This is a genomic window from Streptomyces sp. MA5143a, assembly GCF_900290235.1.
Lineage (GTDB): Bacteria > Actinomycetota > Actinomycetes > Streptomycetales > Streptomycetaceae > Streptomyces.
Genome location: NZ_OLMK01000034.1, coordinates 154,844 through 180,904, shown reverse-complemented (window position 1 = coordinate 180,904; position 26,061 = coordinate 154,844). Strand labels below are relative to the sequence as shown.

Here is a 26,061-nt window from a genome sequence, read left to right as displayed (position 1 = left end):
TTGCCGTGATCACCACTGACCTCACTCCGGGCTCCCCCTGCTGGCTGGATCTCGGTGCCCCCGACGTCCGGGCCACCGCGGCCTTCTACGGGGCGGTGCTCGGCTGGGAGTACGAGCCCATGGGGGAGGTCGAGGGCGAGGACATGGAGGGCGGCATGTTCCGGAAGGACGGCAAGGTCGTCGCCGGACTCGGCAAGCTGACCGAGGAGGGCGCCCGTTCCGCCTGGATGATCTACTACACCGTGACCGACGCGGACGCCACGACCCGCACGGTCGAGGAGGCCGGCGGCACGGTGCGGGTGGCGCCGAGGGACCTCGGCGACTGGGGCCGGATGGCCCAGTACAACGACCCCCTGGGCGGTCAGTTCGCGGTGTGGCAGCCGGGGAAGAACGCGGGCTTCGAACTCGCCGACGAGCCAGGCTCGCTGTCGTGGACCGAGCTGTACACGAGCGACGCCGCGGCCGCCAAGGAGTTCTACGGCAAGGTCTTCGACTGGCGGTTCGGCGAGATGGAGATGCCGGGCGGCGGAGGCACGTACACCCTCATCACGCCCGCCGGGCTCCCCGAGGAACGCATGCAGGGCGGCCTCATGCAGCTCGGCAAGGGGGATCTGACGCTGACGGACGGGCGGCCGTACTGGCACCCGGTGTTCGCCGTCGCCGACTGCGACGCGGCGGTCGCCGCGGTCACCGCGAACGGCGGCAGCGTGCAGATGGGACCGGAGGACGCGCCGGGCGTGGGCCGTCTGGCCGTCTGCCTCGACCCCTCGAACGCGGACTTCGTGGTGCTCACCCCGGCCCCGAACTGATCGCGCGGGGCGGGCCGACTCGGCTCACCCCACGGCCCTCGCCCGGTCCAGCGGGGGCAGGTGCCGGACGGTGCGGCTCCAGGTGGCTCCCAGGGCCACGAGTCCCATGACGGACGCGATCGACAGCAGGGCGGCCCTCACACCCCAGTGATCCAGGACCAGTCCCGAGGCGAGCGGCCCGACCGGGGCCGCCGCACCGCCGATGAGCGCGAGGCTGCTGAGCACCCTGCCCTGCAAGTGATCCGGTGTGATGGTCATCTGATAGGTGTACAGAATCGCGTTGGCCGCCGGAGCCAGGAAGAACGCGGCGGCCAGCAGGGGGCCGATGGTCCACGCGGTCGGCCGGAGGGCCATCGCGGGGATCGCCGCGGCGGCGACCCAGAACATCGCCAGCACGACGGACGTGGGGCTGCGTCGTTGCAGCCGGGGAGCGGCCAGCGCGCCCAGCAGCCCTCCGGCGCCGGAGATCGCCATCATCAGGCCGATGTCGGCCGGCGTGGCGCCGCTCCGCCGGGCGGCGACGATCGCGGTGAAGGTCAGCGCGGAGAACACGAGTCCGAAGCCCGCGGCCGTCACCAGCAGGACGCGCAGGAACCGTTGCCGCCACGTCCAGCGCAGACCCTCGGCGATGTCGCGCAGGAGGGAGCGCGGGCGGCCCGGGGCTGAGGGGGCGGTACGGGCGGTGGGGGTGGTGGCGGTCGCGGCCGGGGACTTCGGGGACTTCACGGCGAGGACCGCGGCGAAGGACAGCAGGTGGGCCAGGAGCTCACCGGCGAGGGGAACCGTCCGCCCCAGGTTGAACAGCAGGCCGCCCAGCGGGGGTCCGACGATCGTGGCTCCGTACTGACGTGCCTCGTTGTGCGCCAGGGCCTGGGGCAGGTGCTCGGCGGGGACCACACGCCGTAGCAGTGCTGTCTCAGCGGGCTCGAAGAACACCCCGCAGACACCGCTGACCACCGCCACGCCCAGGAGCATCCGCCAGTCGAGGAAGCCGAGCAGTGAACCGGTGACCGTGCCGGCGACGAGCACGGCCCGCACCAGATCGCAGACGAGCATCGTGCGCCGCCGGTCCCACCGGTCGACCAGAGCGCCCGCGGGCAGGCGCAGCGCGATACCGGCGGCCATGGCCGTGGAACCGATCAGACCGGCCTGCACGGCCGAGCCGGTCAGTTGGAGCGCCAGCAGGGGATAGGCGACGGAGGCGACCTGGGCGCCCAGCGTCGAGGACAGGGCGGCGCTCCAGAGCAGGACGAAGTCGCGGTTGCGGCGCAGGGGCTGACTCACGAGGCAGATTATGTACAGAATATAAAGAACGTACAACTCCGTTTGATGATTCAAGGGGCCCGGGGGCATGGAACTCGGGCGCGTGGAGGAGAGCGTGGAGGAGGCGTGGAGGAGGGCACTGAGGAGGGCAGGAGGAGGCGTGTCGCAGGCCCGCTAATTGGGGGCTGGGCCCCCATGTGTCATCCCCCGCTCCCGCCCAGGATGGCTCACGGGCTGGACCAGCCCAGGTTCATCAGGGGGGAACAGGAGGAGCATTGAAGATCTCCATGCGCAACGCGATGCAGGCCGGTGTCACGGCCCTGGCACTCGGCGCGGCCACGGTGCTGTCGGCGGGGCAGGCCCACGCCGCGACCGGCGTACGGGTGGACTCGGTCCGCATCCATGTCAACGCCGTGGCCGGAAAGGCGAACGACCTCTCCGTCACCCGCTCGGGCAGCACCGTGACCATCAGCGACGGCGGCGACGCCGTCACCGCGGGATCCGGTTGCACCCAGGTCGACCGCGACACCGTCACCTGCCCGTACGGCAACCGCACCCTCACGCTCGACATGGGCGACCTCGGCGACATCGTCCTCGTGACCGGCAGCATCCCCGCCGACATCAGCGGGGGCTCGGGCGACGACATCATCACGATCGACTACAGGGCCACCGCGAGGACCTTCCTCAACGGTCAGGCCGGACACGACACCGTCTTCGGCGGGGCCGGGGTCGACAACATCACCGGTGGCGCCGGGGACGACGTCATGTTCGGCAGGGACGGCGACGACCGCCTGGACGCCGGTGACTTCTCGGCCGGCAACGACCGCTCCTTCGGGGACTTTGGCACCGACACCTGCACGGGGGACGCCAACGACCTGAAGGACAGCTGCGAACGCTGACGACCACGGGCCGTCACGCGGTCGGGGTACGAGGGGCCAAGGGCCGGCCGGCGACGGGTGTCGCTCTTCGCCGCCGGCCCGCGTCGACGCTCTCGAGGTCAAGGACGCGGAGCGGGCTCCTCGCCGCCCTGGTCGAGTCGGAAGGGCGGATACACATCCGTGAGCAGGGCGACGTAGGCGGCCACCCGCAGCACCCAGCGGTTCAGCCCTATCACCAGGTCGAAGAGGCCGCGCGGATACCGGTCCGTCGCGGCCAGGGCGATGCCGGCGAACAGCACCAGCAGACCGATGAGCCCTCCCGAGAACCACGCCATGTGTACGCCGCCCAGCAGGAACCCCAGCACCAGATACTGCGGGATCGCCAGCAGCCACCACTTCACCAGGACCAGACCACGGGAGAGCTGTTCCGGGTACGCCACGTCCCAGTGGGTCGGATAGTCGGGGACGTCGGCGAGGGTGAACGGCGGGTAGCGGTCCGTGCCCAGGCCGCCGTACGCGTAGTAGGCCACTCGCCAACTCCAGCGCAGGACACCGACGTTGAAGTCGAACAACGACCGAGGGTAGCGGCCGGTGAACAGGATCGCGAAGAATGCGATGACACCGACCACCGTGAACGCCACCCAGAGGAACGCCAGGACGACGTAGTGGGGGAACGCCAACAGCCACTTCACCAGCCACAGCCACCGCGAGAGCGGGGTGTCGAGCCGCGCGCTCAGTCGGGCGGGGTGAGGGGACGCGATGAACTCCGTGCTCATGTGGACCGATCCCTTCGTCGTTCGGCGACGGTCACTTCCGGGAGTCCCGGCGGTGGGGAGATCAGATGCCCTGTCCGGGGCCTCCACTCCAGCTTCCGGTCACGGGCCGACACGCGCACATGGGCTGAGAGGGCAGGGCGGCCGAGCAGCGGGTACGTCCGCCTCAGCCGAGGGTGAGCACCTCGGTCACCGGGCGGCGCGGGGTCGCCGGGCGCGAGGGGCCGTAGCCGAGCCGGATGACCATCTGCACGAAACCCGTCGCACGGGCGTTGTGCATGGACGGAGCCGCCGCAGCGTCCTCCGCTGTCACGGTCTGCTCGGGGGAGAGGCCGGGTCGCGGACCACCGGTCGACGTGCCCGTCTCCCTGTCCGCTCCGCAGCAGCAGCCTGCTCCCGATCCCCTGCACGCGAGTGGCCGCCGTCGCGCGGCGCGCCGATGCTGGAGACGGTGATGGTGGCGGCTGACCGCACTCGCCGAGGAGGTCCCGCGCCGTGCTCGCCGACCACCTCCTCGGCCCGTCCGCCGCCGACCCGCGTGAGCGCACGGAGTGGGCGACCGCCTCCGGGCGCCCCGCACCGAGATGAGGAGGACCGTGATGGCCCATACCGTGGAATGGAAAGTCCGTCTCCAACTCTTCGAGGAGGAGGGGACGACGAAGGCGCGCGTGCTGCTCGACACCGGGACCACGGAGCTCGTCGGACAGGGCGTGGCCCACCGCAGCCCCGATGACATGGACGTGCCGGAGATCGGTGACGAGCTCGCCGCGGGCAGGGCCCTGCACGACCTTGGCCGGCAGTTGGTGCGCTTCGCCGCCCAGGACATCGAGAGCGTGGGCGCGGCCGGGACCGGGCGCGGCGACCTTCCGGAGACCGGCTGGCCGCTGCCCGACCAACCGCCGACAGGGTGACGACGGCCGTGCCCGTCCGCACGGCGGGGCCGCCCGCCCCGCCGAGGGCATGGGCGGGCCGGGCCGAACACACCGGCATACGACGAAACGGCGGCCATCATGCGAGCTCAACTCGGTGACCAACTCGTGGTCGAGAGCACCACCACCGGCACCACCCGGCGCGACGGCGAGATCGTGGGACTCCACCACGAGGACGGGACGCCCCCCTACGACGTGCGGTGGTCGGACACGGACGAGGTGACCCTCGTCTTCCCCGGCCCGGACGCACACGTCCACCACATCGAACACCGGCCCGGCGGCGGACGAGAGCCGTCCCGGTCGCCCGCGCCGCCCGTGCACGAGCCGCGCACGGGCACGGGCGCTCCCGAGACCCCGTCGGGCATGCCGCCCAACCCGGGTGACATCGGCCGTCGTGTCGCGGCCGAACGGCTCCGCATGGGGCTGACCCGCGAAGAGGCGGCCCGCCGTGCCGGAATGGCACCGGAGTACCTGGCCTACCTGGAGGAACAGCCGGCCGACCCGACCAAGGCCAGCCTCATCGGCCTGGCCGACGCCCTGGACACGACCGTCGCGGCCCTGCGCGGCGCCGGCGTCGACGCGCCGCCCGGCCAGGGCCAGGCGCTCCCGCACCCCCGGCTGGTCACCCTCGACCCCGACGAGTGCCGCGCCCTGCTGTCCACCCACGGTGTGGGTCGGGTGGCGGTCTCGTCGGCCGGGGGCCCGGCGGTGGTCCCGGTGAACTACGAGGTCGTCGGCGACACGATCGCGTTCCGTACCGCGCCGGAGTCGGTCCCGGCGGCGGCCGTCGGGTCGGAGGTGGCCTTCGAGGTCGACCATGTGGACGAGGCGATGAGCCGGGGCTGGAGCGTCCTCGCCGTCGGAACCGCGCGGGTGGTCACCGACCCCGACGAGGTGCGTCGGCTGGTGGAGGGGGCCCACTCCACGCCCTGGGCCGGAGGCGTCCGCGAGATGTGGGTGGCGATCCGCCCCACCCGCGTCACGGGGCGCCGCATCGTCCCGGCGGAGCAGTGAGCCGAGGCCGCCGACGGTTCCCCGAGCCCCGTTGAACCGCCGCGAATCGGTGCCCGGGGGACGCCCGGCCGCTACGGGCGGCCCCCGGCCCCCATGCCGACGCCCGCCCTGGGCCGGGCCCGGCCCTCGCGCGTGCGCCGGCCCAGGGGCCGAGCCCGGCCGCTCCGCTCCTGCCTCCGTTCCACGGTTCACGACGGCGGGACCACTGTCACGAGGGTGGTTTTCCCTCGCTCTGCGCGGCCTGGAGGTCGGCCAGCAGTTCGGCCTGCCCGGCGAGCACCCCGGAGAGGATGGTCCGTGCCACCCGCAGCAGTTCGGCGACGTCGGGGCTGGTCAGCGAGTAGTACACCGTCGAGCCCTCCTTGCGGTTCTTGACCAGGTTGGCGCGGCGCAGTACCGCGAGCTGCTGGGACAGATGGGCGGGCTCGATGCCCACCTCGGGCAGCATCTCCGCGACCGCGTGCTCACGCTCGCTCAGCAGTTCCAGGACCCGGATGCGGGCCGGGTGGCCCAGCGTCTTGAAGAACTCGGCCTTCAGTTGGTATAGCGGCGTACTCATCGTGCCGTCGCCTCCTCGACGCGTCCGCACGGTCTCACCGGCAGGGGCCCGGCGGGTCGCATCCACTCACTCGTCAGGAACATGCGGTCCATCCTCGCCTGCCGCGCCGACCACGCCGAAACCGCGGGGAAGAAACAGAGCAGCCGGACGCGGCGCCGCAGCCGCCGAGTCAGTCGCCCGTACCGCGTTCACAGGGGCAGGGTGATCCATATGCTCTTGCCGTTCCCGTCGGTGTCCGGGTCGATGACGGCGGTGCCGCCCAGACCGAGCGTCAGTTCCATGACGGTGGCCAGCCCTCCGGTGTTGTTGCCGGCGAGAGCGCCGTACAACGGGGGCTGGTACGGGTGGCGGTCGTGGACGGCGAGGGCCAGCCGGTCCCGGTCCGTCGCGTAGATCACGGTCAGCTGCGGTGACAGCAGGGCCGCGTGCCGGACGCTGTTGGCCACCAGCTCGGCGAGGATCAGCAGGGCCGGGTCCACAGTGGGGTGGCGCAACCCGATCCCCCATTCGGTCAGGGCCTGCTCGGCGGTCTCCCGGGCCAGGCGGACGGCGGCCGGCATGGCCGGCAGGGTGAGCACATGCCGGTGCGGCAGCGCGTCCAGTCGTGTGGTCATCCCCGTACCGTCCGTCCCCGGCCCGTGTCCGCGGGCAGGATCCCGGCCGTCTCCAGATGGTGGCGGGCCGCCCGGATCGCCTCCGGGGTGGAGGCGTACTCCCGGCCGTCGTGCCGCAGCGGCTCCAGCGCGCCGACGGAGTCCAGGACCCGGCGCTGACCGGGCCGTATCCCGGAGGCCAGGACGAGAATGCCGCGCCGCGTCAGCCTCTCCACCGCGTCCTTCAGCACGAGGGCACCCGTGGCATCCATCGTGGACACGCGGGACATGCGCAGGATGACGACCCGTACGTCGGCCACCTCGGTCAGCTCCAGCAGGAAGCGGTGCGCGGCGGCGAAGAACAGCGGCCCGTCGATGCGGTACGCCACGATGTGCTCGGCGAGCAGGGCGTGCTCCTCGGCGCTGTGGTCGCCCCGGTCGAGCGGCACCCGGTCCAGACGGGCCTGCTGGGCGACGGCACGCAGGGCGAGCGCTCCCGCCACCGCCAGACCGATGATCACCGCGTACACGAGGTCCAGGGCGAGGGTCGCGACCGCGGTGAGGACGAGGATCAACGCGTCCGAGCGGGTCGCGCGGGCCATCGCCCGCAGCGAACCGACCTCGACCATCCGGACCGCCGTCGCCAGCAGCACCCCGGCCAGGGCCGCGAGCGGGATCCTCGCCACCAGGGGCGCCGCCGCGAAGACGATCACGGCGAGGATCGCGGCATGGGTCAGGGCCGCCAGCCGGGAACCGGCGCCCGTACGGACGTTGACGGCGGTCCGCGCGATCGCTCCGGTCGCGGGCACCCCGCCGAACAGCGGGGCCGCGAGATTGGCCAGCCCCTGGCCGAACAGCTCACGGTCGGGGTCGTGCCGTCGCCCCACCGTCATGCCGTCCGCCACCGAGGCCGACAACAGGGACTCCAGAGCCGCGAGCGCCGCCACGGCCACGGCCGGGGCGAGCAGAGAGCCGAGCGCGCCCGGATCGAGGAAGCCGAGCGAGGGCGCGGGCAGTCCGGACGGGAGATCACCGATGGGCGCCGCGTCGAGGTCCGCGATCTGGGCGACGACGGTGGCCGCGACGACGGCGACGAGGGAGAACGGGACGGTCGGCCACAGGCGGGCGCCCGCCAGCATGATGACGGCGACGGACACCGCGAGGCCGACCGCGATCCAGTTCGGGTTCCCCGCGAACTCCGCTACGGCCCGCCACGCCACCACCAGCACCCGGTCGCCGTCGGGCGCGGGCACACCGAGCGCCTGGGGCACCTGCTGGAGCCCGATGACACAGGCGATGCCGAGAGTGAAGCCCTCCACCACGGGCGCCGGTACGTACCGCATGCAGGTTCCGGCCCGCAGCGCGGCCAGGGCCATGAGCATCACGCCGGCCATCAGCCCGACGGTGAGCACACCCGTCGTCCCGTACTCGCCGACGATCGGCACCAGCACCACGGTCATCGCACCGGTCGGCCCGGACACCTGGAGGTCGGAACCGCCGAACAGGGCGGCGAGCGCACCGGCCACGACGGCGGTCGCCAGTCCCGCCTCGGCCCCGAGACCCGAGGAGACACCGAAGCCGAGCGCGAGCGGCAGGGCCACGATCGCCACGGTGAGCCCCGCGAGCAGATCCCGTCTCGGAGAGCGCCCCATGGCCGCCAGGTCGGCGCGCGAGGGCAGCAGCGCGGTGAGCCGCGCCGCGGCCTGGTACAGCGGAACGGACACGACTCCTCGGCTTCCCTGCGGCGCCCCGACTTCGGAGCGGCCCCATGCGCCGCGCCCGGCGGACCACGGGCACGGCAACACAGCATCTAGTGAATTGCTAAATTTTGCAATTCCGCAGGTGAGGATGGGGGAGGAGAGGGGGGAGCCCCCGGTTCACCCTAGGGCGGCTCCGGCTCCGGCTCCGGCTCCGGCTCCGGCACTGGCGGTAGCTGTGGCAGCTCCGACGCCGGTTCCGGCGGCGGACTCGGCCCGGGTGGCCTGGGCGAGGAGTCGGTGGGCGAGTTCGCGGGCCTCCTCGGCCGTCAGCGCGGCCCAGACACCGGGTTCGTCACCCTGGTCCGGCCCCACGCGCAGGGTCACCCGGGTGATCGGCCGGGCCGCCGTCAGCGTCAGGCACCTCACCGTGATCCTGCGCCCGCAGGACGTCACCAACGGGGGCTGGTCACCCGGTGAATGCCGCTCCTGCCCTGGAGCCGTCATGGGTCTCACACCTACCTCCGAGCCGCGATGGAAACCCCTCCGCGCGGGCTTCGCCCTGAAGGTCGCGATACCGGTCGGGGTATCCGGAACAGCGCCCTGCGGACGGGTCTTGTTCCCGCGCGGGGCCGTGAGTTCGGCCGCCGCCGCGCCTCTCGTGCGGACGGGCCGTCGCGCTCCGGACCTGTACGAGGGCCACGAGTCCGTCAGGAGGCGAACAACACGTCCGCGTCCAGCGCCTGCCGGGCCGTTCGGCGCGGTGAAGGCGGACCTTCCTCTCACCGCGCGTCGCCGCCGTCCGTCCCCGACAGCGCGGCCCGCCCGGCCTCGAGACGGGCGACCGGCACGCGGAAGGGGGAGCACGAGACGTAGTCGAGGCCGGCGGCGTGGAAGAAGTGCACGGACTCCGGGTCGCCGCCGTGCTCGCCGCAGACGCCGATCTTCAGGTCCGGGCGCACCGCGCGGCCCTCCGCCACGGCGATCTCGACCAGCCGGCCCACGCCCTCACGGTCGATCGTCTCGAACGGGGACACCGTGAAGATGCCCTTGTCGAGATAGGCGGAGAAGAACGCCGCCTCGACGTCGTCACGGGAGAAGCCCCAGGTGGTCTGGGTCAGATCGTTGGTGCCGAAGGAGAAGAACCGTGCCTCCTCGGCGATCCTGCCCGCGGTGAGCGCGGCCCTCGGCAGCTCGATCATGGTGCCGACCGGGCATGAGAGGGCGACCCCCGACCGGTCGGCGACCTCCGCCAGGACCCGCTCCACCTCGTCACGGACGATCCGCAGCTCCTCGACGGTGTCGACGAGCGGCACCATGATCTCCGCCCGCGGGTACCCGCCCGCCCGCTTCCGCTCCACGACCGCCTCGGCGATCGCCCGCACCTGCATGGCGACCAGCCCCGGCGCGACCAGACCCAGGCGTACGCCGCGCAGGCCGAGCATGGGGTTCTCCTCGTGCATGCGGTTCACCGCGTCCAGCAGCTCCGCGTCGTGCGCGCTGGGCGGGCTGCCCTGCGCCTCGGCGGCCGCCAGACGGACGGCCAGTTCCGTGCGGTCGGGCAGGAACTCGTGGAGCGGCGGGTCGAGGAGCCGGATGGTCACGGGCAGCCCGTCCATCGCCTCCAGGATGCCGACGAAGTCCTGCCGTTGCAGGGGGAGCAGCGCGTCCAGCGCCTGCCCGCGCGCGGCGTCGGTCCCGGCGAGGATCATCGCCTCCACCAGCTGTCTGCGGTCGCCGAGGAACATGTGCTCGGTACGGCACAGCCCGATGCCCTCGGCGCCGAACCGCCGGGCCCGCGCGGCGTCCTCGGGCGTGTCGGCGTTCGCCCGCACCCCCAGCCGCCGTACGCCGTCCGCCTGCCGCATGGCCCGCGCCACGGCGGCCACCAGCCCCGTCGGCTCCTCGTCCTGCCCGCCGGTCTCGAAGTACCGCATCACCGCGGAGTCGACCAGCGGAGCCGCCCCCGGATACACGGCGCCCTCGGAGCCGTCGACGGAGATGACGGTGCCCTCCTCGACGGTGGTGCCGCCCACGGTGAAGCGGCGCCCGCGCGGGTCCACCGCGATCTCCTCCGCGCCGCACACACAGACCTTGCCCATGCCGCGCGCGACCACGGCCGCGTGGCTGGTCTTGCCGCCGCGGCTGGTCAGCACGGCCTGGGCGGCGACCATGCCCGGCAGGTCGTCGGGGGTCGTCTCCTGCCGTACGAGGACGACCTTCTCCCCGGCGGCGGCCCGCCGTACCGCCTCGGCGGAGTCGAACACGGCCGCCCCCACGGCGGCGCCGGGCGAGGCCGGGATGCCGCGTGCGAGGGCCTCACCGACGGCCGAGGTGTCGAAGCGGGGGAACATCAGCCGTGCCAGCCCGCTCCCGCCGACCCGCGTCAGCGCCTCGTCCTCGCTGATCAGCCCCTCCTCGACCAGCTGACCCGCGATGGCGAACGCCGCCTCCGCCGTCCGTTTGCCCACCCGGGTCTGGAGCATCCACAGCGTGCCGCGCTCGATGGTGAACTCGATGTCGCACAGATCCCGGTAGTGGGTCTCCAGGGTGCGCATGAGGTCCCGCAGCCGGGAGAACGACTCCGGGTCGATACGGCCCAGCTCGTCCAGCGGAACGGTGTTGCGGATACCGGCGACGACGTCCTCGCCCTGCGCGTTGGGCAGGTAGTCGCCGTACAGGCCGGGCCGGCCGGTGGCCGGGTCGCGGGTGAAGGCGACACCGCTGCCGGAGTCGGCGCCGAGGTTGCCGAACACCATGGTCTGCACGGTGACGGCCGTGCCCAGGTCGTCGGGGATGTGCTCGCGGCGGCGGTAGAGCCGGGCGCGTTCGCCGTTCCAGGACTCGAAGACCGCGAGGACCGCCCGGCGCAGCTGCTCGGCGGGCGACTGCGGGAAGTACTCGCCGGTCCGGTCGCGGATCAGCTCCTTGTACGCCTCGACCAGCTCGGCCAGGTCGGCCGCGTCCAGCCCCAGGTCGTCGGCGGCCCCCCGCCGGTCCTTCAGCCGGGCCATGACGTCCTCGAACAGCGCGCCGTCGACCCCCATGACCGTACTGCCGAACATCTGCACGAGACGGCGGTAGGAGTCCCAGGCGAAGCGCTCGTTCCCGGACACCTTGGCCAGGCCCAGCACGGACTCGTCGTTCAGCCCGACGTCGAGGATCGTCTCCATCATGCCGGGCATGGAGAAACGGGCCCCGGAGCGGACGGACAGCAGCAGCGGATCGCCGGGCTCGCCCAGTCGGCGTCCCGCCGCTCCTTCCAGGGCGGTCAGGTGCTGGGAGATCTCGCGGTCCAGACCGTCCGGCGTCGAGCCGGTGGCCAGGAAGACCCGGCAGGCCTCGGTGGTGACGGTGAAGCCGGGCGGCACCGGCAGGCCCATCCGGGTCATCTCCGCAAGGTTGGCGCCCTTGCCGCCGAGGAGAGAGGCCATCTGCCGGCTGCCCTCGGCGAACTCGTACACGTAACGGACCATGGCGTCGCGCTCCTTTGTCCGGCTTCCGGGGGTGTGCGGCGATGCGGGGGAGTCACATCTCGAAGACGATGCGCGCCGTGACCTGACCGTCGAGTACCTCGGCGATCGAGTCGTTGACCGTCTCCAGCGGGCGGACCTCGTAGATCACCTTCGTGCGTCCGGCGGCGTGGAGCCGGAACACCTCGTCCAGGTCCTGGCGGGTACCCACGATCGAACCGATCACGGACTTGCCGTCGAGGACGGTGTCGAAGATCGGCACCCGGATGGCGCCGCCGGCGGGCGGGGCGACCATGACGAGCCTGCCGCCACGCCTGAGACCGCCGTACAGGGGGCGAAGGCGGCCTCGTCGACGGCCAGCGCGATCGCGGCATGGGCAGCCGGTTGCGCGCCGCCGTGCCGCTTGGGCCCCGTGGTCCCGGTAGGGCCTTCAGGCCCTGGCCCTTCGGCCCCGGATCACGGAGGATCAGCGGTGGACAGTGGCCGTGCGCCCCTCCCGGGGAGTCGGTACATGATCGACGCAAGGCGAGATCGAGGCAGAGCGATCGAGGCAGAGCGATCGAGGCAGAGCGCTCGACGCCCAGCGAACGACACAGCGTGAACGAGGAGCGAATCGATGGCGGACGGCGACCGGCCCGGCCCCGACAACCCGATCCGGGTCTTCCTGCTGGACGACCACGAGGTCGTACGGCGCGGAGTGCACGACCTGCTGAACGACGAGCCGGACATCACCGTGGTCGGCGAGGCAGCCAACGTCGAGCAGGCCCTGGTCCGGATCCCCGCCCTGCGCCCCCACGTCGCGGTGCTGGACGTGCGCCTGCCGGACGGCGACGGGGTGACCGTGTGCCGGGACCTGCGCTCGAACATGCCGGAGCTGGCCTGTCTGATGCTGACCTCGTTCGACGACGAGGAGGCCCTGCTGGACTCGATCATGGCGGGCGCGTCCGGGTATGTGCTGAAGCAGATCCAGGGCTCCGACCTGGTGTCCGCCGTCCGCACGGTCGCCGCCGGCCAGTCGCTGCTCGACCCCAGCGCCACCGCCCGGCTGATGGCGCGGCTGCGGCAGGGTCCGGAGCCGGAGCCCGAGCCGGACGCCCTGCCGGGGCTGACCCGACGGGAGCGGGAGATCCTGGCGCTGATCGGTGAGGGGCTGACCAACCGCCAGATCGGTCAGCGGCTCTACCTAGCGGAGAAGACCGTCAAGAACCACATCTCCCGGCTGCTGGCGAAGCTCGGGGTGGAGCGGCGTGTCCAGGCCGCCGTCATCGCCACCCAGGCCGCGGACCGGCTCAAGCAGGACGGCAGCTGACGTCCGGGGCGAGCCGCGGGGCCGAAGTCTTCACAGCCACGCGTCGACGGCGGCCGCGAGGTCGTCCCGGCCGTTGAAGACGTGCCCGTTCATGCCGGCGGCCCGCGCCGCGCGGACGTTCTCCTCGCGGTCGTCGACGAAGAGGAAGTCGGCGGGTGCGGCCCGCAGGGCGACGACGCAGTGCTGGAAGGCGGCGAGGTCGGGCTTGGCCGCGCCGATCTTCCCGGAGAACGCCAGGTGGTCGAGGTCGTGCAGCCAGCGCTGGGCGGCGAGGAAGGCGTCCGCGTGGTCCGCGGGGATGTTGGACAGCAGGGCGACCCGGGCGCGGTCCCGCAGCTCCCGTACGTAGGTGACCATGCGGTCGTCGACGCGGGACCAGCTGTCGATGTCGGTGAGCCGCAGCTCCTCGATGGTGTCGGCGTCGGCGGGGCGGGACAGCGCGCGCAGTACGTCGGTCCAGAACACGGACGCGGTGTGCCGGCCGGCGTCGTAGGGCGGGCGATGGGTCCAGTAGGCCGTGGTGAAGGCGTCGAGGGAGGTGTCGCAGCGGGCGGCCATCCTCGCCGGCGCGCCGGGGCGCTGGTGGCGGGCGATGACCCCGAAGAGGTCGAAGAGCACGATGCGGCGGCGGTCGGTGGACATAGAAGGTCCCTCGGGGTGTCGGGGCGTTCGGGTCAGTGCCGGTGGGGCAGGGCGCGGGCGAGCGAGTCCAGTGCGGCCAGGCGGTCGGGGCCCGCTGGGGCGAGCACGACGCTGGTCGCGCCCGCGGCGTGGCGGGCGTCGATCGCCTCGCGGGCCTGGTCGGGGGTGCCCGCGACGCTCAACGCGCGGACCCAGTCGGCGGGCATCGTCCGGGCGAAGTGCCGGGCGTCGGGGCCGGCGGCGCGGTGTGCGCGCAGTTCCTCGGCGAAGGGCAGGGGGTCGATGTGCGCGGCCCACTGCGGCTCGCCCACCGATTCCAGGGCCGCGCGGACACGGTCCAGGGCGGCTTCCTCGTCGTCGTCCACGGCCGCGGCGTCGTAGACGACGATCTCCGGAGAGTTCGCGGCGGCAGGGCCCAGGTGGCGCAGGGAAGCGGTGATGTAGGCGGGTGCGGCGGGCTCGGCCAGGAGGAGCCCGTCGGCGACCTCGCCCGCCACGGCCTGCGACTTGGGGCCGCGCACACCCAGGATCACCGGCGGGACGATGTCCGGGATCTCGGTGAGGACCACGCCCTGGCAGCGGACGTACCGGCCGTTCTCGGGGCCGGGCTCACCGGCGACGAGCAGACGGAGCGCTCTCGTGTACTCCTTGATCAGCGTCAGGGGGCTCTCGGGCCAGGACCCGACCTGGCGCATCCAGCCGGGCATGCCGTGCCCGATGCCCGCGATGAGCCGGCCGGGGTGGAGCTGGGCGAGGGTGGCCAGTTCCATCGCGGCGAAGCACACGTTGCGGGCGCCGGCGGGCATGATCCCGATCCCGACGGTGAGGTGCGTGGTGGAGGCCAGGACCGTGGCCGCCTGGGCGACACCGCCGCGCCAGCCGAGGTCCTCCACCACCCAGACCTGGTCGAACCCCAGCTCCTCGGCCCGCCGGACATAGGGCAGCACCTCGCCGACGGGGAGATCGAGCGGCAGCATGACACCGACTCGGCCGCGGGCGGGCACGGCGGTGTGCTCCGCCACTGCGGGCGACTCCAGCGCTGAGGGCGACTCCGGCACTGCGGGGGACTCGGACATCGGGGCTCCTTCGGTCGGCCGTGGGCTCCCCCGGCCCTGGTGACCGGGGGAGAGGGGCTTGTGCGGCACGGTTGTCAGGGACCGTGCCGCACAAGCGGTCAGTGGCTGCTGGCTGCCGTCTCGCGCTCGCGGGCGCGGTCGGCCGGCTCCTCGCCCCGACGGACGGGGACGGGGTCGGCGCGCAGCACGCGGGCGCCCACGGCGGTGGTCACGCACAGCAGGGCCAACAGGACGAAGGCGTGGTCGAGGGCGACGAGGTGGGTCAGCCAGCCGATCACGGCGGGGCCGGCGAGCATGCCGACGTAGCCGAGTCCGGCGACGCGGGAGACGTTGGCCCCGGCGGCGGAGGGGTCGGCGTGCCCGGCCGCGCTGAACAGCTGCGGGACACAGCCGGACAGGCCCAGGCCGAACAGCGCCCAGCCGGTGAACACGGCCCACAGCCAGGGGGCGAGGACCACCAGGGTGATGCCGACGGCGGCCACGGCCGCGCCGAGGCGAAGGATCGCCGGGGGACCGAACCGGGCGGCGAAGGGGTCGGCGAGCAGTCGGCCGACGGTCATGGCCGCGGCGAAGGTGCCGTACGCGAAGGCCGCCGTGCCGGCGGACGCCCCCATGACGTCCTTCATGTGCAGGGCGCTCCAGTCGTTTGCGGCGCCCTCGCACAGCATCACCATCAGCGCCAGGACGGCCAGCAGCCAGACCCGGCCCCTGGTGTCGCCGCCCCCGGCGACCGGTGACGTCGCGATCCCGTGCGCGGAGCCGGTGTCCTCGACAGCGGGTGCGGCGGGCAGCAGGGCGCGTGCCGCGGCCAGGGCGACGACGACACCCACGGCTCCCATGGCGGCCATGCCCGCGGCCGGGCGCAGGCCGGCGCTCGCCGCGCCCGCTCCGGCGAGTGCGGCGAGGACACCGCCGACGGAGAACGTGGCGTGGAAGCCGGACATGACGGGGCGACCGTATGCCTTCTCCACGTGCACGGCGTGGGCGTTCATGCTCACGTCCAGACAGCCGTTGCAGAGCCCGAAGACCAGCAGCGCGGCGGCCAGCGTCCAGGGATCGTCGGCGAGACCGGGCAGGAACAGGGTCGCGCCGCAGAGGACGCCGCCGGCGGGCACCACCACTCGGGTGCCGAGGCGGTCGGTCAGCGGACCCGCCACCCGCATGCCCGCGAACGCCCCGAGCCCGAGCACCACCAGCAGGCCGCCGAGCGTGGCGTGGCTGATGCCGACGCGCTCCTCGATCACGGGGATGTGCACCACCCAGGTGCCCAGCAAGGTGCCGTACAGGACGAAGTAGACGTAGGTCGCCACACGGGCGGCTCGCAGGGAACGCTCCATGCCGACCAGCGTAGCGAACATGAAAGATGTTCGAAACTCCTTGTAGCGAACAGCTCTGTTGTTCATTTCACAGGTGGTGTTCAATCGCGGCATGAGCAACGCAGACCGGCACGGGCTGATCGCGAAGGTCGTCAGGGACTCCGGAGGGGCCACGGTCCAGGAGCTGGCCGAGCTGACCGGCGCCTCGGAGATGACCATCCGCCGCGACCTCGACGTCCTCGCCGCCCAGGGAGTCCTCGAACGCGTCCGTGGCGGGGCGCGCACCTTGCTGCTCCGGGGTGAGGAGCCCCCGTTCGCGCTGCGTGCCCGCGAGGCCGTCGACGCCAAACGCCGGATCGCCGCCGAGATCTCCGCACTCGTCGCCGACGGCGAGACCGTCCTGCTGGACAGCGGCACCACCTGCCTGGAGGTCGCCCGGCTCCTGCGTGAGCGGCCCGTCACCGTGATGCCCCTGTCCCTGCAGGCGATCCATCTGCTCGCCGAGACGCCCGGTCCGGCCACCCTGGTCGTGCCCGGCGGGCAGCCCCGCGCCGCCGAGGGGGCCCTCACCGGCCCCCTCACCCTCGCCTCCCTGGCCGCCCTGCGCTTCGACACCGCCGTCGTCGGCTGCTGCGGCCTGACCGCGGCCGACGGCCTGACCGCCTACGACCTCGACGACGCCGCGGTGAAGAAGGCGGCCATCGCCTCCTCCCGCCGTGTCGTCGCCGCCGCCGACGGCAGCAAGCTCGGCCACACCGCCTACGCCCACGTGGGCCCCGCCGCCCTCGTGCACACCCTGGTCACGGACACCACCGCGGCCGCCGAGGAGGTCAGCGCACTCGAAGCCGGGGGGACCGTCGTCCGCGCCGTCTGACCTCGCGTCCCTCGGCGTCAGCCTGCCGACGCACGGATGAACGAGGCGGCCCTCTCGCCGATCATGATGGCGGGGGCGTTGGTGTTCCCGGTGACGAGCGTCGGCATGATCGACGTGTCCGCCACACGGACGTTCTCCAGCCCGCGCACCCGGAGTTCGTGGTCGACGACCTTGCCCATCGTGCAGGTGCCCGACGGGTGGTAGAAGGAGAACGACTGGGTGCGGATGAAATCGTCGATGTCCTGATCGCTGTCCGACAGCGGGGCCAGTCCGGCGTCGGCGGCCCCGCGCAGGTCCGACCGCAACAGGGACGTCAGCCGCTGCTCACGGGCGATGCGCATGCACAGGCGGACGCCCTCGCGCAGCCGCCGCCGGTCGTCCGGGGCGTCGAGGTAGTTGTGGAAGATGCGCGGCTTGGCGTACGGGTGGGAGTGCCGCAGCCGCACCGAGCCGCGGCTCGCGGGCCGTGCGACGTAGGGCCCGAACGACATCCCCGGCTCCAGGGGCGCGGCGAGACCCTCGTCCCGGACGATGCCCAGCGCGGCGTGGACCTGGATGTCCGGGGCGGGGACGTCGTCGCCGGAGCTGAAGAAACCACCGGTCTCGTTCCAGGCCATCGGGCCGCTGCCCCGCTCGCGCAGCAGCCGCTCCTGCGCGGAGGTGTCCGGTCCCAGGAGCGGCTCGGTGTCGCTGAAGAAGCTGAGGAAGCACCCGGTGTGGTCCTGCATGTTCCTGCCCACGTCCGGCAGGTCGTGCAGCGGGGTGATCCCGCCCGCGGTCAGTTCGTCCGCCGGCCCGACACCGGACTGGAGGAGCAGATGGGGCGAGTTGTAGGCACCGAGGGACAGCACGATCTCACGGTCGACATGGATCGTCCGGACGGTTCCGAGGTGGTCGACCTCCAGACCGGCGGCCCGCGAGCCGTCGAAGCGCAGGCGCAGCGCGGTCGTTGATGCAAGCACGGTGAGGTTCCGGCGACCCCCGGCCGGCTCCAGGAACGCGGTCGCGCTGCTGCACCGCAGACCGTTCCGCTGCGTGACCTGGTGGTGGCCCACGCCCTCCTGCTCGGCCCCGTTGAAGTCCGCGTTGTATGTGTGGCCCGCGTCCAGGGCCGCCTCGACCCATGCCGTCAGCAGCGGGTGGACGGAGCGGGGGTCGCTGACGGTGAGAGGGCCGCCGACGCCGTGGAAGTCGTCGGCGCCACGCTCGTTGTCCTCGGACTTCTTGAAGAACGGCAGGACGTCGTCGTACCCCCAGCCCGGGTTGCCGAGCCGCTCCCACGTGTCGTAGTCGTAGCGGTGCCCGCGCACGTACAGCATCGTGTTCATCGAGCTGGTCCCGCCGATCGCCCGGCCTCGGGGCAGGTAGGCGCGGCGCCCACCGAGCCGCGGCTCGGGTTCCGTCTCGAAGTCCCAGTCGTACGCCGTCTTCAACTGCTGAGAGAACAGTGCGGGGATCTCGAAGAGGCGGCCCCGCGCCGGTGGCCCCGCCTCGATCAGCGCGACCGTGACCTCCGGATCCTCGGACAGCCGGGCCGCCACCGCACAGCCGGCCGATCCGGCCCCGACGACGACGTAGTCGTACGATTCCCTGTCCATCTCGCCTCCGTGGAACTCCGGCGGCCCTGGTCGGCGCGTGCCGTTCCCGGAGAGGCTAGGGACGGCGGGCACGCTCAGCCCATGCACGAAGTGAGCACTGAAGGAGCCAGCCGTTACCCATTCCGTGCATGTGCCGGGTCCCGTGCCGCTGCTTAGGCTCTCGTCGAACCACCGCGGCGAAGAGGGGATATCGACCCATGTCCGACCCGGTCCGTCAGGACTACACGCCCCCGGAGCTTCGGCCCGGCGCCCTCGTCCCCACCGGTACCGCCGAGGAGATCAGCACCGATGTCCTGATCATCGGCTCCGGCATGGGCGGCTCCGCGCTGGCCTGGGCGCTGAAGGACTCCGGTCTCGACGTACTCGTCGTCGAACGGGGCCACTTCCTTCCACGTGAACCCGAGAACTCGCAGCCGGCCGAGATGTACATCAAGGGCCGGTACAAGAACGCGGGCTACTGGTACGACGGCAGTACCGGCAAGCCGTTCGCCCCGGGCGTGTACTACTGGGTGGGCGGAAACACCCGCCTCTACGGCGCCATGCTGCCCCGATTCCGGCACAGCGACTTCACCGAGGTGCAGCACCACGAGGGTGTCTCACGGGCCTGGCCCTTCACCTACGACGACCTGGAGCCCTTCTACACCGCCATGGAGCGGCTGCTCCAGGTGCACGGGCAGACCGGCGAGGACCCGACCGAGCCGCCCCGGTCCCAGCCCTACCCGTACCCGGCGCTCCAGCACGAACCGGAGATCGAACGCTTCGCCCGGTCACTGCGCCGGCAGGGCCTGCATCCGTTCCACACGCCGAACGCCCTGAACCTCAGCACGCAGGCCGACCGCGCCGCCGTGACGACCGCCGACGGCTGTCCGGACGAGACGGGTATGAAGTCCGACGCCGAGAACCGGCTCCTCCTCCCCGCGCTGCGCGACGGCGTCAGGATCCTCACGGGCGCGGAGGTCACCCGCCTGATCACCTCGCCCGACGGCCGGAAGGTCGTCGCCGCCGAGGCACGGCACGCGGGCCGGATCATCCGGGTCCACGCCAAGACCTTCGCCCTCGCCGGAGGCGCCGTCAACTCGGCCGCGCTGCTGCTGCGTTCGGCCGACGCCGCGCACCCCCAGGGGCTCGCCAACTCGTCCGGACTGCTGGGCCGCAACTACATGGTCCACAACAGCACGTTCTTCGTCGGGGTCAACCCCCTGCGGACGAACCCCACCAAGTGGCAGAAGACGCTCGGCCTGAACGACTTCTACGAAGCCGGACCCGGAACGCGCTTCCCGCTCGGCAACCTCCAGATGCTGGGCAAGTTGCAGGCCCCCATGCTCAAGCCCGCGCGCCCGTGGGCACCGACCTGGGCCCTGGAGCTCATGGCGGCCAGAAGCCTCGACATCTACCTGACCACCGAGGACCTCCCGTCCCGGGACAACCGGGTCCGCGTGGACGGCGACCGCATCCTCATCGACTGGACGCCGACCAACCTCGCGCCCCACCACGAACTCGTGCGCCGGGTGACCCGGGCGGTCCGCAAGGCGGGCTATCCGCTGGTCTTCACCCAGCGCATGGGGATCGAGACCAACTCCCACATGTGCGGAACGGCCGTGGCGGGACACGACCCGGCCCAGAGCGTGCTCGATCCCCTCTGCCGCAGCCATGACGTCGACAACCTCTGGGTGACCGATTCGTCGTTCTTCCCGTCCTCCGCGGCGCTCAACCCGGCGTTGACGATCGGGGCGAACGCCCTGCGCGTCGCCCCGGCCCTCGCCAGGGCGACAAAAGGGCTGATCCCGTAGCGGCCAGGGGAGTCAGGTCCGCCGCAGCGTCGGCTTGCGCAGCAAGTCATGTCCCCGTACGGCCAGTTGCAGCCGCTGCTGGTTGTTGACCTGTGTGAGGTCGAGGCCGAGGATCTCGGAGAGCTTGTCGAGGCGGTGGTAGAGCGTGCGCCGCTGGATGAAGAGCTCGTCCGCCGCCCGGGCCTTGTTGCCGCCGGAGTCTAGGAAGGTGCGCAGGGTGGGCAGCAGCGGGTTCTTCACCAGGGCGTCGTGCTCCAGCAGCGGACCGAGTTCGTCCTCGACGTACCGTCTGAGCTCGGGCCCCTCGGAGAGCGCGACGAGGAGACGCAGCGCGCCCAGATCGTCGAAATGACGCACCTCCGCCGTCGAGGCAGCGGCCGCGACGGACGCCGCGCTGCGGCTCTGGCGCAGCGCCAGCGGAAGGACGGCCGGCTCCACGACCCGGCTGATGCCGGCCCGTACCCCGTGATCCGCCAGCAGGGTCCGCACCCGTGAGGCGTCGGCCCGGGTGGGCAGGCCCACGACCGCCACGTCGAAGTCACCCGTGTCGCCCACCACGGCGGGCCAGCCGGCCTCCCGCAACAGACGGGCGAGGAGGTGGTCCTTGGTGGGTTCCTCGTCCCCCGCCCAGGCCGTGACGACGACCAGGTCCCGTCCGCGCAGGTCCTGGCCGAGCGCCAGGCCGAGAGTGACGAACCGCTCCCCGGTGATGTCGCCGAGCAGCAGCCGGTTGAGCAGTGCCGTCTGGCGCTGGGAGGCGCGGGCGCCGCTCTCCCGCTCGCTCAGCAGCGAGATCGCCACGGCCGCGGCGGCCCGCTCCAGCGTGCGCAGCTCGGGCGGGCTCGGCCGCTGTCCGCCGTGCAGCAGGTGCAGCCAGCCCCATGACTCGCCCCGCAGCACCACGGGCTGGCGGGCGCAGGGCGCGACCTCGCGGAACGAGGCCGCCGAGGCGGTGGGGGCCCCGGGGTCCTGCGCCGAGAGCGAGGGGTGGCGTTCATGGATCGCCCGCGAGTGCGCGCTCCACTCGTCCACGACCCGGTCGGCCTCCGGCGTCGCGCCCCCGTACGCCAGCATCTGATGGGCGACGTCCTCCAGCACCACGGGGTGCCCGGTGCGGCGGGCCAGCTCCCTGACCACGCCGACGTAGTCCTCGTCCGCCAGCAGCAGGTCCATGAACGCCTGGCTGGTGGCCTCCTCGGCGATCAGCTGCTTGACGCGCATCCCGACCAGGACCTCGTGGACCTGGGCCGAGGTCTCGACGAAGGGGATCTCGTCGGCGAGTCCCACCAGAGGCAGGCCCACCGCCTCGGCCTCCTCGATCACCGCCTCCGGCATGGAGTCGAACATGCGCCCGGCCAGTTCGACGACGAGGACGGCCGCGTGGGCGTCCGCGAGCCGTCGGATGAAAGCCCGCTGCTCGAGCGGTGTCGCGCCCATGCCGAGGCCGGCGGTCAGCAGCATCTCCTGGCCCGTGAGGAAGCGATGGATGTCCGGGATCTCACCGGTGTGCACCCAGCGCACAGGGCGGTCGAGATTCCTCTCCCCGGCGTACACACGCACGGTCGTGCGCGTGAACACCTCGAGCTCCAGGGCGGCGCGAACCGTCAGTACTTCAGCCATGAGCCACTACCTCGGTGTGTGCAGGACGCGCGGTCAATATTGCACACGTTGTGCCTGTCGTCCCACCCGCCGTTTCCCCAGACTTCAGGTCAAGCCCGCAGGCACGACCCCTGCAAGGAGTGCAGAGTGTCAGCACAACACAAGACCATCAAGGCTCCGGTCGCCGTGAAGACGGCACGGACCAGCCGTCCGGAAATCGTCGAGACCGTCGCGGACGTGATCGCCGACATACGGGCGGGCGGCGACGCCGCCGTGCGCCGCTGGTCGCAGAAGTTCGACGACTGGAGCCCAAAGTCCTACCGGCTCGGTCCCGACCAGATCGCCTCCGTCGTCTCCTCCGTCCCCGAGACGGTCCTCGACGACCTGCGGTTCGTCCAGAAGCAGGTCCGGGGCTTCGCCCAGGCACAGCGGGACTCCCTCACCGCGTTCGAGGTCGAGACGCTGCCCGGAGTGTTCCTGGGGCAGCGCAACATCCCCATCGGCGCGGCCGGCGCCTACGTCCCCGGCGGCCGCTACCCCCTTACCGCGTCGGCCCACATGACCGTCCTGACGGCCAAGGTCGCCGGTGTCGAACGGGTCGCCGCGACCACTCCGCCGGACCGGGGCGCCCCGCCGCCCGTCAGCATCGCCGCGATGCACCTGGCCGGGGCCGACGAGATCTACGTCATGGGCGGCGTCCAGGCCGTGGCGGCCCTGGCGCTGGGCACCGAGACGATCGACGCCGTCGACATGCTCGCGGGCCCCGGCAACGCCTACGTGGCGGAGGCCAAGCGCCAGCTGTTCGGCGAGGTCGGCATCGACCTCTTCGCCGGACCGACGGAGGTGCTGATCGTCGCGGACGACACCGCGGACCCGTTCATCGTGGCGACGGACCTGCTGTCCCAGGCCGAGCACGGCCCCGACTCCCCGACGGTCCTCATCACCACCTCCGAGGAGGTGGGCACCCGCACCATCGCCTGGGTGGAAAGGCTGCTGCCCGACCTGTCCACCGGCGAGGTCGCCGGCCGTGCCTGGCGCGACCACGGCGAGGTCATCGTGGTCCCCACCCTGGACGCCGCCTACGCCCTCGCCGACGAGTACGCGAGCGAGCACGTCCAGATCCTCACCGCCGAGCCCCGCGAGGCCCTGCACCGGATGCGCAACTACGGCGCCCTGTTCCTCGGGGACCGGACCTGCGTCGCGTACGGCGACAAGGTCATCGGCACCAACCACGTGCTGCCCACCCTGGGCGCGGCCCGCTACACCGGCGGCCTCTGGGTCGGCAAGTACCTGAAGACCGTGACCTACCAGGAGATCAGGGACGCCGCCTCCAGCACCCTGCTCGGCGAGATCTGCGGCAGGGCCTCACGTATCGAGAACTTCGAAGGCCACGCGCGCTCCGGGGACGTCCGCGCCGCACGCCACGGATCGGCCCGGCTGGACTGGACCGACCACACCTTCGAGCAGAGCTGATCCGCGATGACGGATCGCGACTTATGCCGGACCGCCGAGACGGCCCGGCAGCCGTTCGACAAGGAGCACCTCCCCCTCGACCCACGGAGATCGTCATGTCAGCCACCGACAACGAGGCGCACGCGGCGCCCACATCCACCCCCGTAGGCCCGTCGGACGGAGCCGAGAGACCCGTCTCCTCGGCCGCGGACGCGGAGATGCTCGCCGTACTCGGCTACGAGCAGAAGTTCGACAGAAAGGTCAGCCTGTGGGCGAACTTCGCCCTCGGCTTCGTCTATCTCTCGCCCCTCGTGGGTGTCGTGGCCCTCTTCGCGGTCGGTCTGGCGACCGCCGGCGGACCGTCCGTCTTCTGGATCGGCATCGTCGGGGCCGGACAGTTCCTGGTCGCGCTGGTCTTCGGTGAGGTCGTCTCGCAGTTCCCGCTCGCGGGCGGGCTCTACCAGTGGGTGAGACGGCTGTGGAACGGGCGCTACGCCTGGTTCAACGCGTGGACGTACATCTGTTGCATCACCATCGGCATCACCAGCACCGCCCTGTTCAGCTCGGACTTCGTGGCCAGCCTCTTCGCCGGAACCGCCGACGAGCCCGGCATCAGCTCCACCCCCGCCCAGCGCCTGTGGATCGCGATCGGCATGACCGTCGTCTGCCTCATCTGCAACTGCTTCGGCACCAGGACACTGGCTCTGATATCGAAGATCGGACTTGCCGCGGAGCTGATCGGCATCGTCCTCGTGGGCCTCTACCTGCTGATCTTCGAACGGCACAACTCCGTCTCGATCTTCTTCCAGACCAGCAGCTCCACCCACGACAGCTACTTCATGGCCTTCATCGCCGCCTCGCTCGTCGGCCTCTTCCTCTTCTACGGCTTCGAGGCGTGCGGAGAGATCGCGGAAGAGGTCCCCAATCCCTCCCGCAGCATCCCGCGGGCCATGCAGCTGACCGTGGCCGTCGGTGGACTGGCCGCTCTCCTCGCGTTCGTCGGGTACGCCCTCGCGGCTCCGGACCTCGGCTCGATCCTCTCGGGCGAGGACACCAACCCGATCCCCTCGATCCTCCAGAGTTCGCTCGGCATCGTGGGCACCAAGGCGGTGCTCGCGGTCATCATCACGTCCTTCATCGCGGGTGTGATGAGCCAGCAGGCCGCCGCGAGCCGGATCGTCTTCTCCTTCGCCCGCGACGACATGTTCCCGGGATCCCGCGTCTTCTCCCGGATCACCCACGAGCACCGCGTCCCCATGAACGCGCTGCTGGCCGTGAACGTCCTTCCGCTGCTGATCTTCGTCTTCGTCTACTACTCGCCCGACTCCCTCACCAAGATCGTGGCGTTCCAGATGCTCGCCGGATACGCCGCGTTCATGATGGTCGTACTGGCGGCGTTGCGGATGCGCCTGAAGGGCTGGCGTCCCGCCGGAGCCTGGACCCTCGGCCGCTGGGGCTTCGTGGTCAACGGGGCGGCCCTGGCCTACGGCGTGCTCGGGATGGTTCTTCTCGCCTGGCCCACCGGCGACTCCGGAACCCCGTTCGTGGACCGGTGGATCGCACTCATCGGGTTCCTCATCGTCTCCGCCGTGGGTCTGGCGTACCTGCTGACCGCGAAGCCGGAGCGCAAGTCCACCGCACCGGAGGGCGACGCCATGGAGGTGGCCGAGCGCCTGCGCAGCCGCGCCGCGGCCCTTGACAGCACGACAGGAGGGAACGCCGCATGACTCGCGTCCTGTATCTGTACGGAGGCTGGCCGGGGCACAAGCCCTACCAGGTGGCCGAGGAATGGACCCTCCCGATCTTCCAGAACCTCGGCTTCGACGTCGACGAGACCAACGACATCTTCGCGCTCGACGCCGACCTCACCGGCTACGACCTGATCGCGCTCAACTGGAACAACGCGCTGCTGTCCGAGGGGCTGACCGCCGCCCAGGAGTCGAACCTGCTGGGCGCGGTGGAGAACGGCACCGGGATCGCCGCCTGGCACGGCGCGGCCGCCGCGTTCCGCACCAGCCTCAAGTACCACTGGCTGATCGGCGGCAGCTTCCTCGAACACCCCGCCGGCGAAGGAGTGAAGTACCCCTACGAGGTGACCGTCACCGACACCGGCCACCCGATCACCGCCGGGGTGAAGGACTACCGGGTCGCCTCGGAGCAGTACTACATGTCCGTCGACCCCAACAACCACGTCCTGGCCGAGACCACCTTCACCGGTGAGCACCTGCCCTGGCTGGAGGGGACGACGATCCCCCAGGCATGGACCCGCACCTGGGGCCGGGGCCGCGTCTTCTACAGCGCGGTAGGACACGACCTCGACGACCTCCAGAACCCGGATGTCACCCGCCTGTGCACCCAGGGCTTCGCCTGGGCCGCCCGTCGCAACGCCTGACCCCACCATCCGACCCGAGCTGATT

Annotated in this window: 22 protein-coding genes and 1 pseudogene; 10 read left to right on the top strand and 13 right to left on the bottom strand. The window is 71.9% G+C overall.

What is annotated here, in order from left to right; all coding sequences use genetic code 11:
* Positions 1-5: 5 nt before the first annotated feature.
* Positions 6-809, top strand: coding sequence for a VOC family protein (locus SMA5143A_RS17365; RefSeq protein WP_107463816.1), 804 nt, complete (start codon positions 6-8; stop codon positions 807-809).
* A 24-nt stretch (positions 810-833) separates the two neighbouring features.
* Here the strand turns inward: SMA5143A_RS17365 and SMA5143A_RS17360 are convergent, their stop codons facing one another.
* Positions 834-2,093 carry an MFS transporter gene (locus SMA5143A_RS17360; protein WP_181361896.1) on the bottom strand — a complete coding sequence of 420 codons (1,260 nt, stop codon included), beginning with the start codon at positions 2,091-2,093 and terminating at the stop codon, positions 834-836.
* A 254-nt stretch (positions 2,094-2,347) separates the two neighbouring features.
* Here SMA5143A_RS17360 and SMA5143A_RS17355 point away from each other — a divergent pair, with 254 nt between their 5' ends.
* Positions 2,348-2,971, top strand: a complete 624-nt coding sequence (locus SMA5143A_RS17355) for a calcium-binding protein (RefSeq protein ID WP_107463814.1) — start codon at positions 2,348-2,350, stop codon at positions 2,969-2,971.
* A gap of 98 nt (positions 2,972-3,069) precedes the next feature.
* Here SMA5143A_RS17355 and SMA5143A_RS17350 read toward each other — a convergent pair whose 3' ends face one another.
* A complete protein-coding gene (locus SMA5143A_RS17350) occupies positions 3,070-3,726 on the bottom strand; it encodes a DUF4389 domain-containing protein (RefSeq protein WP_107463813.1) in 657 nt (218 codons plus the stop codon).
* A 596-nt stretch (positions 3,727-4,322) separates the two neighbouring features.
* On the opposite strand from SMA5143A_RS17350, the gene SMA5143A_RS17345 reads away from it, so the two are divergent.
* Positions 4,323-4,634 (top strand): DUF1876 domain-containing protein, encoded by a 312-nt coding sequence (locus tag SMA5143A_RS17345; RefSeq protein ID WP_107463887.1) that lies wholly within the window; start codon positions 4,323-4,325, stop codon positions 4,632-4,634.
* 99 nt (positions 4,635-4,733) lie between these two features.
* The gene (locus SMA5143A_RS17340) at positions 4,734-5,666 is read left to right on the top strand and encodes a pyridoxamine 5'-phosphate oxidase family protein (RefSeq protein ID WP_107463812.1); all 933 of its coding nucleotides are present in this window, start codon (positions 4,734-4,736) and stop codon (positions 5,664-5,666) included.
* 208 nt (positions 5,667-5,874) lie between these two features.
* Here the strand turns inward: SMA5143A_RS17340 and SMA5143A_RS17335 are convergent, their stop codons facing one another.
* The 6 genes and pseudogenes from SMA5143A_RS17335 to SMA5143A_RS17310 all read right to left on the bottom strand — a co-directional run.
* Positions 5,875-6,225: an ArsR/SmtB family transcription factor gene (locus SMA5143A_RS17335; RefSeq protein WP_055542578.1), complete on the bottom strand. Its 351-nt coding sequence runs from the start codon at positions 6,223-6,225 to the stop codon at positions 5,875-5,877.
* Positions 6,226-6,413: 188 nt separating this feature from the next.
* Positions 6,414-6,839 carry an ATP-binding protein gene (locus SMA5143A_RS17330; protein WP_107463811.1) on the bottom strand — a complete coding sequence of 142 codons (426 nt, stop codon included), beginning with the start codon at positions 6,837-6,839 and terminating at the stop codon, positions 6,414-6,416.
* Positions 6,836-8,470, bottom strand: coding sequence for a SulP family inorganic anion transporter (locus SMA5143A_RS17325; protein ID WP_107463886.1), 1,635 nt, complete (start codon positions 8,468-8,470; stop codon positions 6,836-6,838). The genes SMA5143A_RS17330 and SMA5143A_RS17325 overlap by 4 nt, the downstream gene beginning before the upstream one ends.
* A 225-nt stretch (positions 8,471-8,695) precedes the next feature.
* Complete coding sequence (locus SMA5143A_RS43920; RefSeq protein ID WP_258193571.1) at positions 8,696-9,022, bottom strand: hypothetical protein; 327 nt, start codon at positions 9,020-9,022, stop codon at positions 8,696-8,698.
* Between the two features lie 275 nt (positions 9,023-9,297).
* Positions 9,298-11,991, bottom strand: coding sequence for a pyruvate, phosphate dikinase (gene ppdK, locus SMA5143A_RS17315; RefSeq protein ID WP_107463810.1), 2,694 nt, complete (start codon positions 11,989-11,991; stop codon positions 9,298-9,300).
* Positions 11,992-12,043: 52 nt separating this feature from the next.
* A pseudogene (locus SMA5143A_RS17310) lies at positions 12,044-12,393 on the bottom strand (zinc-binding dehydrogenase); the annotation flags it as partial.
* Positions 12,394-12,604: 211 nt separating this feature from the next.
* Between SMA5143A_RS17310 and SMA5143A_RS17305 the strand changes: the two are divergent.
* The gene (locus SMA5143A_RS17305; protein ID WP_107463809.1) at positions 12,605-13,297 is read left to right on the top strand and encodes a response regulator; all 693 of its coding nucleotides are present in this window, start codon (positions 12,605-12,607) and stop codon (positions 13,295-13,297) included.
* Positions 13,298-13,327: 30 nt separating this feature from the next.
* On the opposite strand, the gene SMA5143A_RS17300 is transcribed toward SMA5143A_RS17305, so the two are convergent.
* The 3 genes from SMA5143A_RS17300 to SMA5143A_RS17290 form a co-directional block, all read right to left on the bottom strand.
* On the bottom strand, positions 13,328-13,939 hold the full coding sequence (locus SMA5143A_RS17300) for an HAD family hydrolase (RefSeq protein ID WP_107463808.1): 612 nt from the start codon (positions 13,937-13,939) through the stop codon (positions 13,328-13,330).
* A 32-nt stretch (positions 13,940-13,971) separates the two neighbouring features.
* Positions 13,972-14,916: an LLM class flavin-dependent oxidoreductase gene (locus SMA5143A_RS17295; protein WP_107463885.1), complete on the bottom strand. Its 945-nt coding sequence runs from the start codon at positions 14,914-14,916 to the stop codon at positions 13,972-13,974.
* A gap of 197 nt (positions 14,917-15,113) precedes the next feature.
* The gene (locus SMA5143A_RS17290; protein ID WP_107463884.1) at positions 15,114-16,352 is read right to left on the bottom strand and encodes an MFS transporter; all 1,239 of its coding nucleotides are present in this window, start codon (positions 16,350-16,352) and stop codon (positions 15,114-15,116) included.
* A gap of 91 nt (positions 16,353-16,443) precedes the next feature.
* Here SMA5143A_RS17290 and SMA5143A_RS17285 point away from each other — a divergent pair, with 91 nt between their 5' ends.
* Entirely contained in the window at positions 16,444-17,205 is a 762-nt protein-coding gene (locus tag SMA5143A_RS17285) for a DeoR/GlpR family DNA-binding transcription regulator (RefSeq protein ID WP_107463807.1), read from the top strand.
* A gap of 17 nt (positions 17,206-17,222) precedes the next feature.
* Here SMA5143A_RS17285 and SMA5143A_RS17280 read toward each other — a convergent pair whose 3' ends face one another.
* A complete protein-coding gene (locus SMA5143A_RS17280) occupies positions 17,223-18,803 on the bottom strand; it encodes a GMC family oxidoreductase (protein WP_107463806.1) in 1,581 nt (526 codons plus the stop codon).
* A gap of 197 nt (positions 18,804-19,000) precedes the next feature.
* Between SMA5143A_RS17280 and SMA5143A_RS17275 the strand changes: the two genes are divergently transcribed.
* Positions 19,001-20,593 (top strand): GMC oxidoreductase, encoded by a 1,593-nt coding sequence (locus SMA5143A_RS17275; RefSeq protein ID WP_107463805.1) that lies wholly within the window; start codon positions 19,001-19,003, stop codon positions 20,591-20,593.
* Positions 20,594-20,605: 12 nt separating this feature from the next.
* Here SMA5143A_RS17275 and SMA5143A_RS17270 read toward each other — a convergent pair whose 3' ends face one another.
* Positions 20,606-22,213, bottom strand: coding sequence for a PucR family transcriptional regulator (locus SMA5143A_RS17270; RefSeq protein WP_107463804.1), 1,608 nt, complete (start codon positions 22,211-22,213; stop codon positions 20,606-20,608).
* Between the two features lie 126 nt (positions 22,214-22,339).
* On the opposite strand from SMA5143A_RS17270, the gene hisD reads away from it, so the two are divergent.
* From hisD to SMA5143A_RS17255, 3 genes are all read left to right on the top strand, one after another.
* Positions 22,340-23,665 (top strand): histidinol dehydrogenase, encoded by a 1,326-nt coding sequence (gene hisD / locus SMA5143A_RS17265; RefSeq protein WP_107463803.1) that lies wholly within the window; start codon positions 22,340-22,342, stop codon positions 23,663-23,665.
* Positions 23,666-23,760: 95 nt separating this feature from the next.
* Positions 23,761-25,371, top strand: a complete 1,611-nt coding sequence (locus SMA5143A_RS17260) for an APC family permease (RefSeq protein WP_107463802.1) — start codon at positions 23,761-23,763, stop codon at positions 25,369-25,371.
* Positions 25,368-26,036, top strand: a complete 669-nt coding sequence (locus SMA5143A_RS17255; RefSeq protein WP_107463801.1) for a ThuA domain-containing protein — start codon at positions 25,368-25,370, stop codon at positions 26,034-26,036. The genes SMA5143A_RS17260 and SMA5143A_RS17255 overlap by 4 nt, the downstream gene beginning before the upstream one ends.
* Positions 26,037-26,061 lie beyond the last annotated feature (25 nt).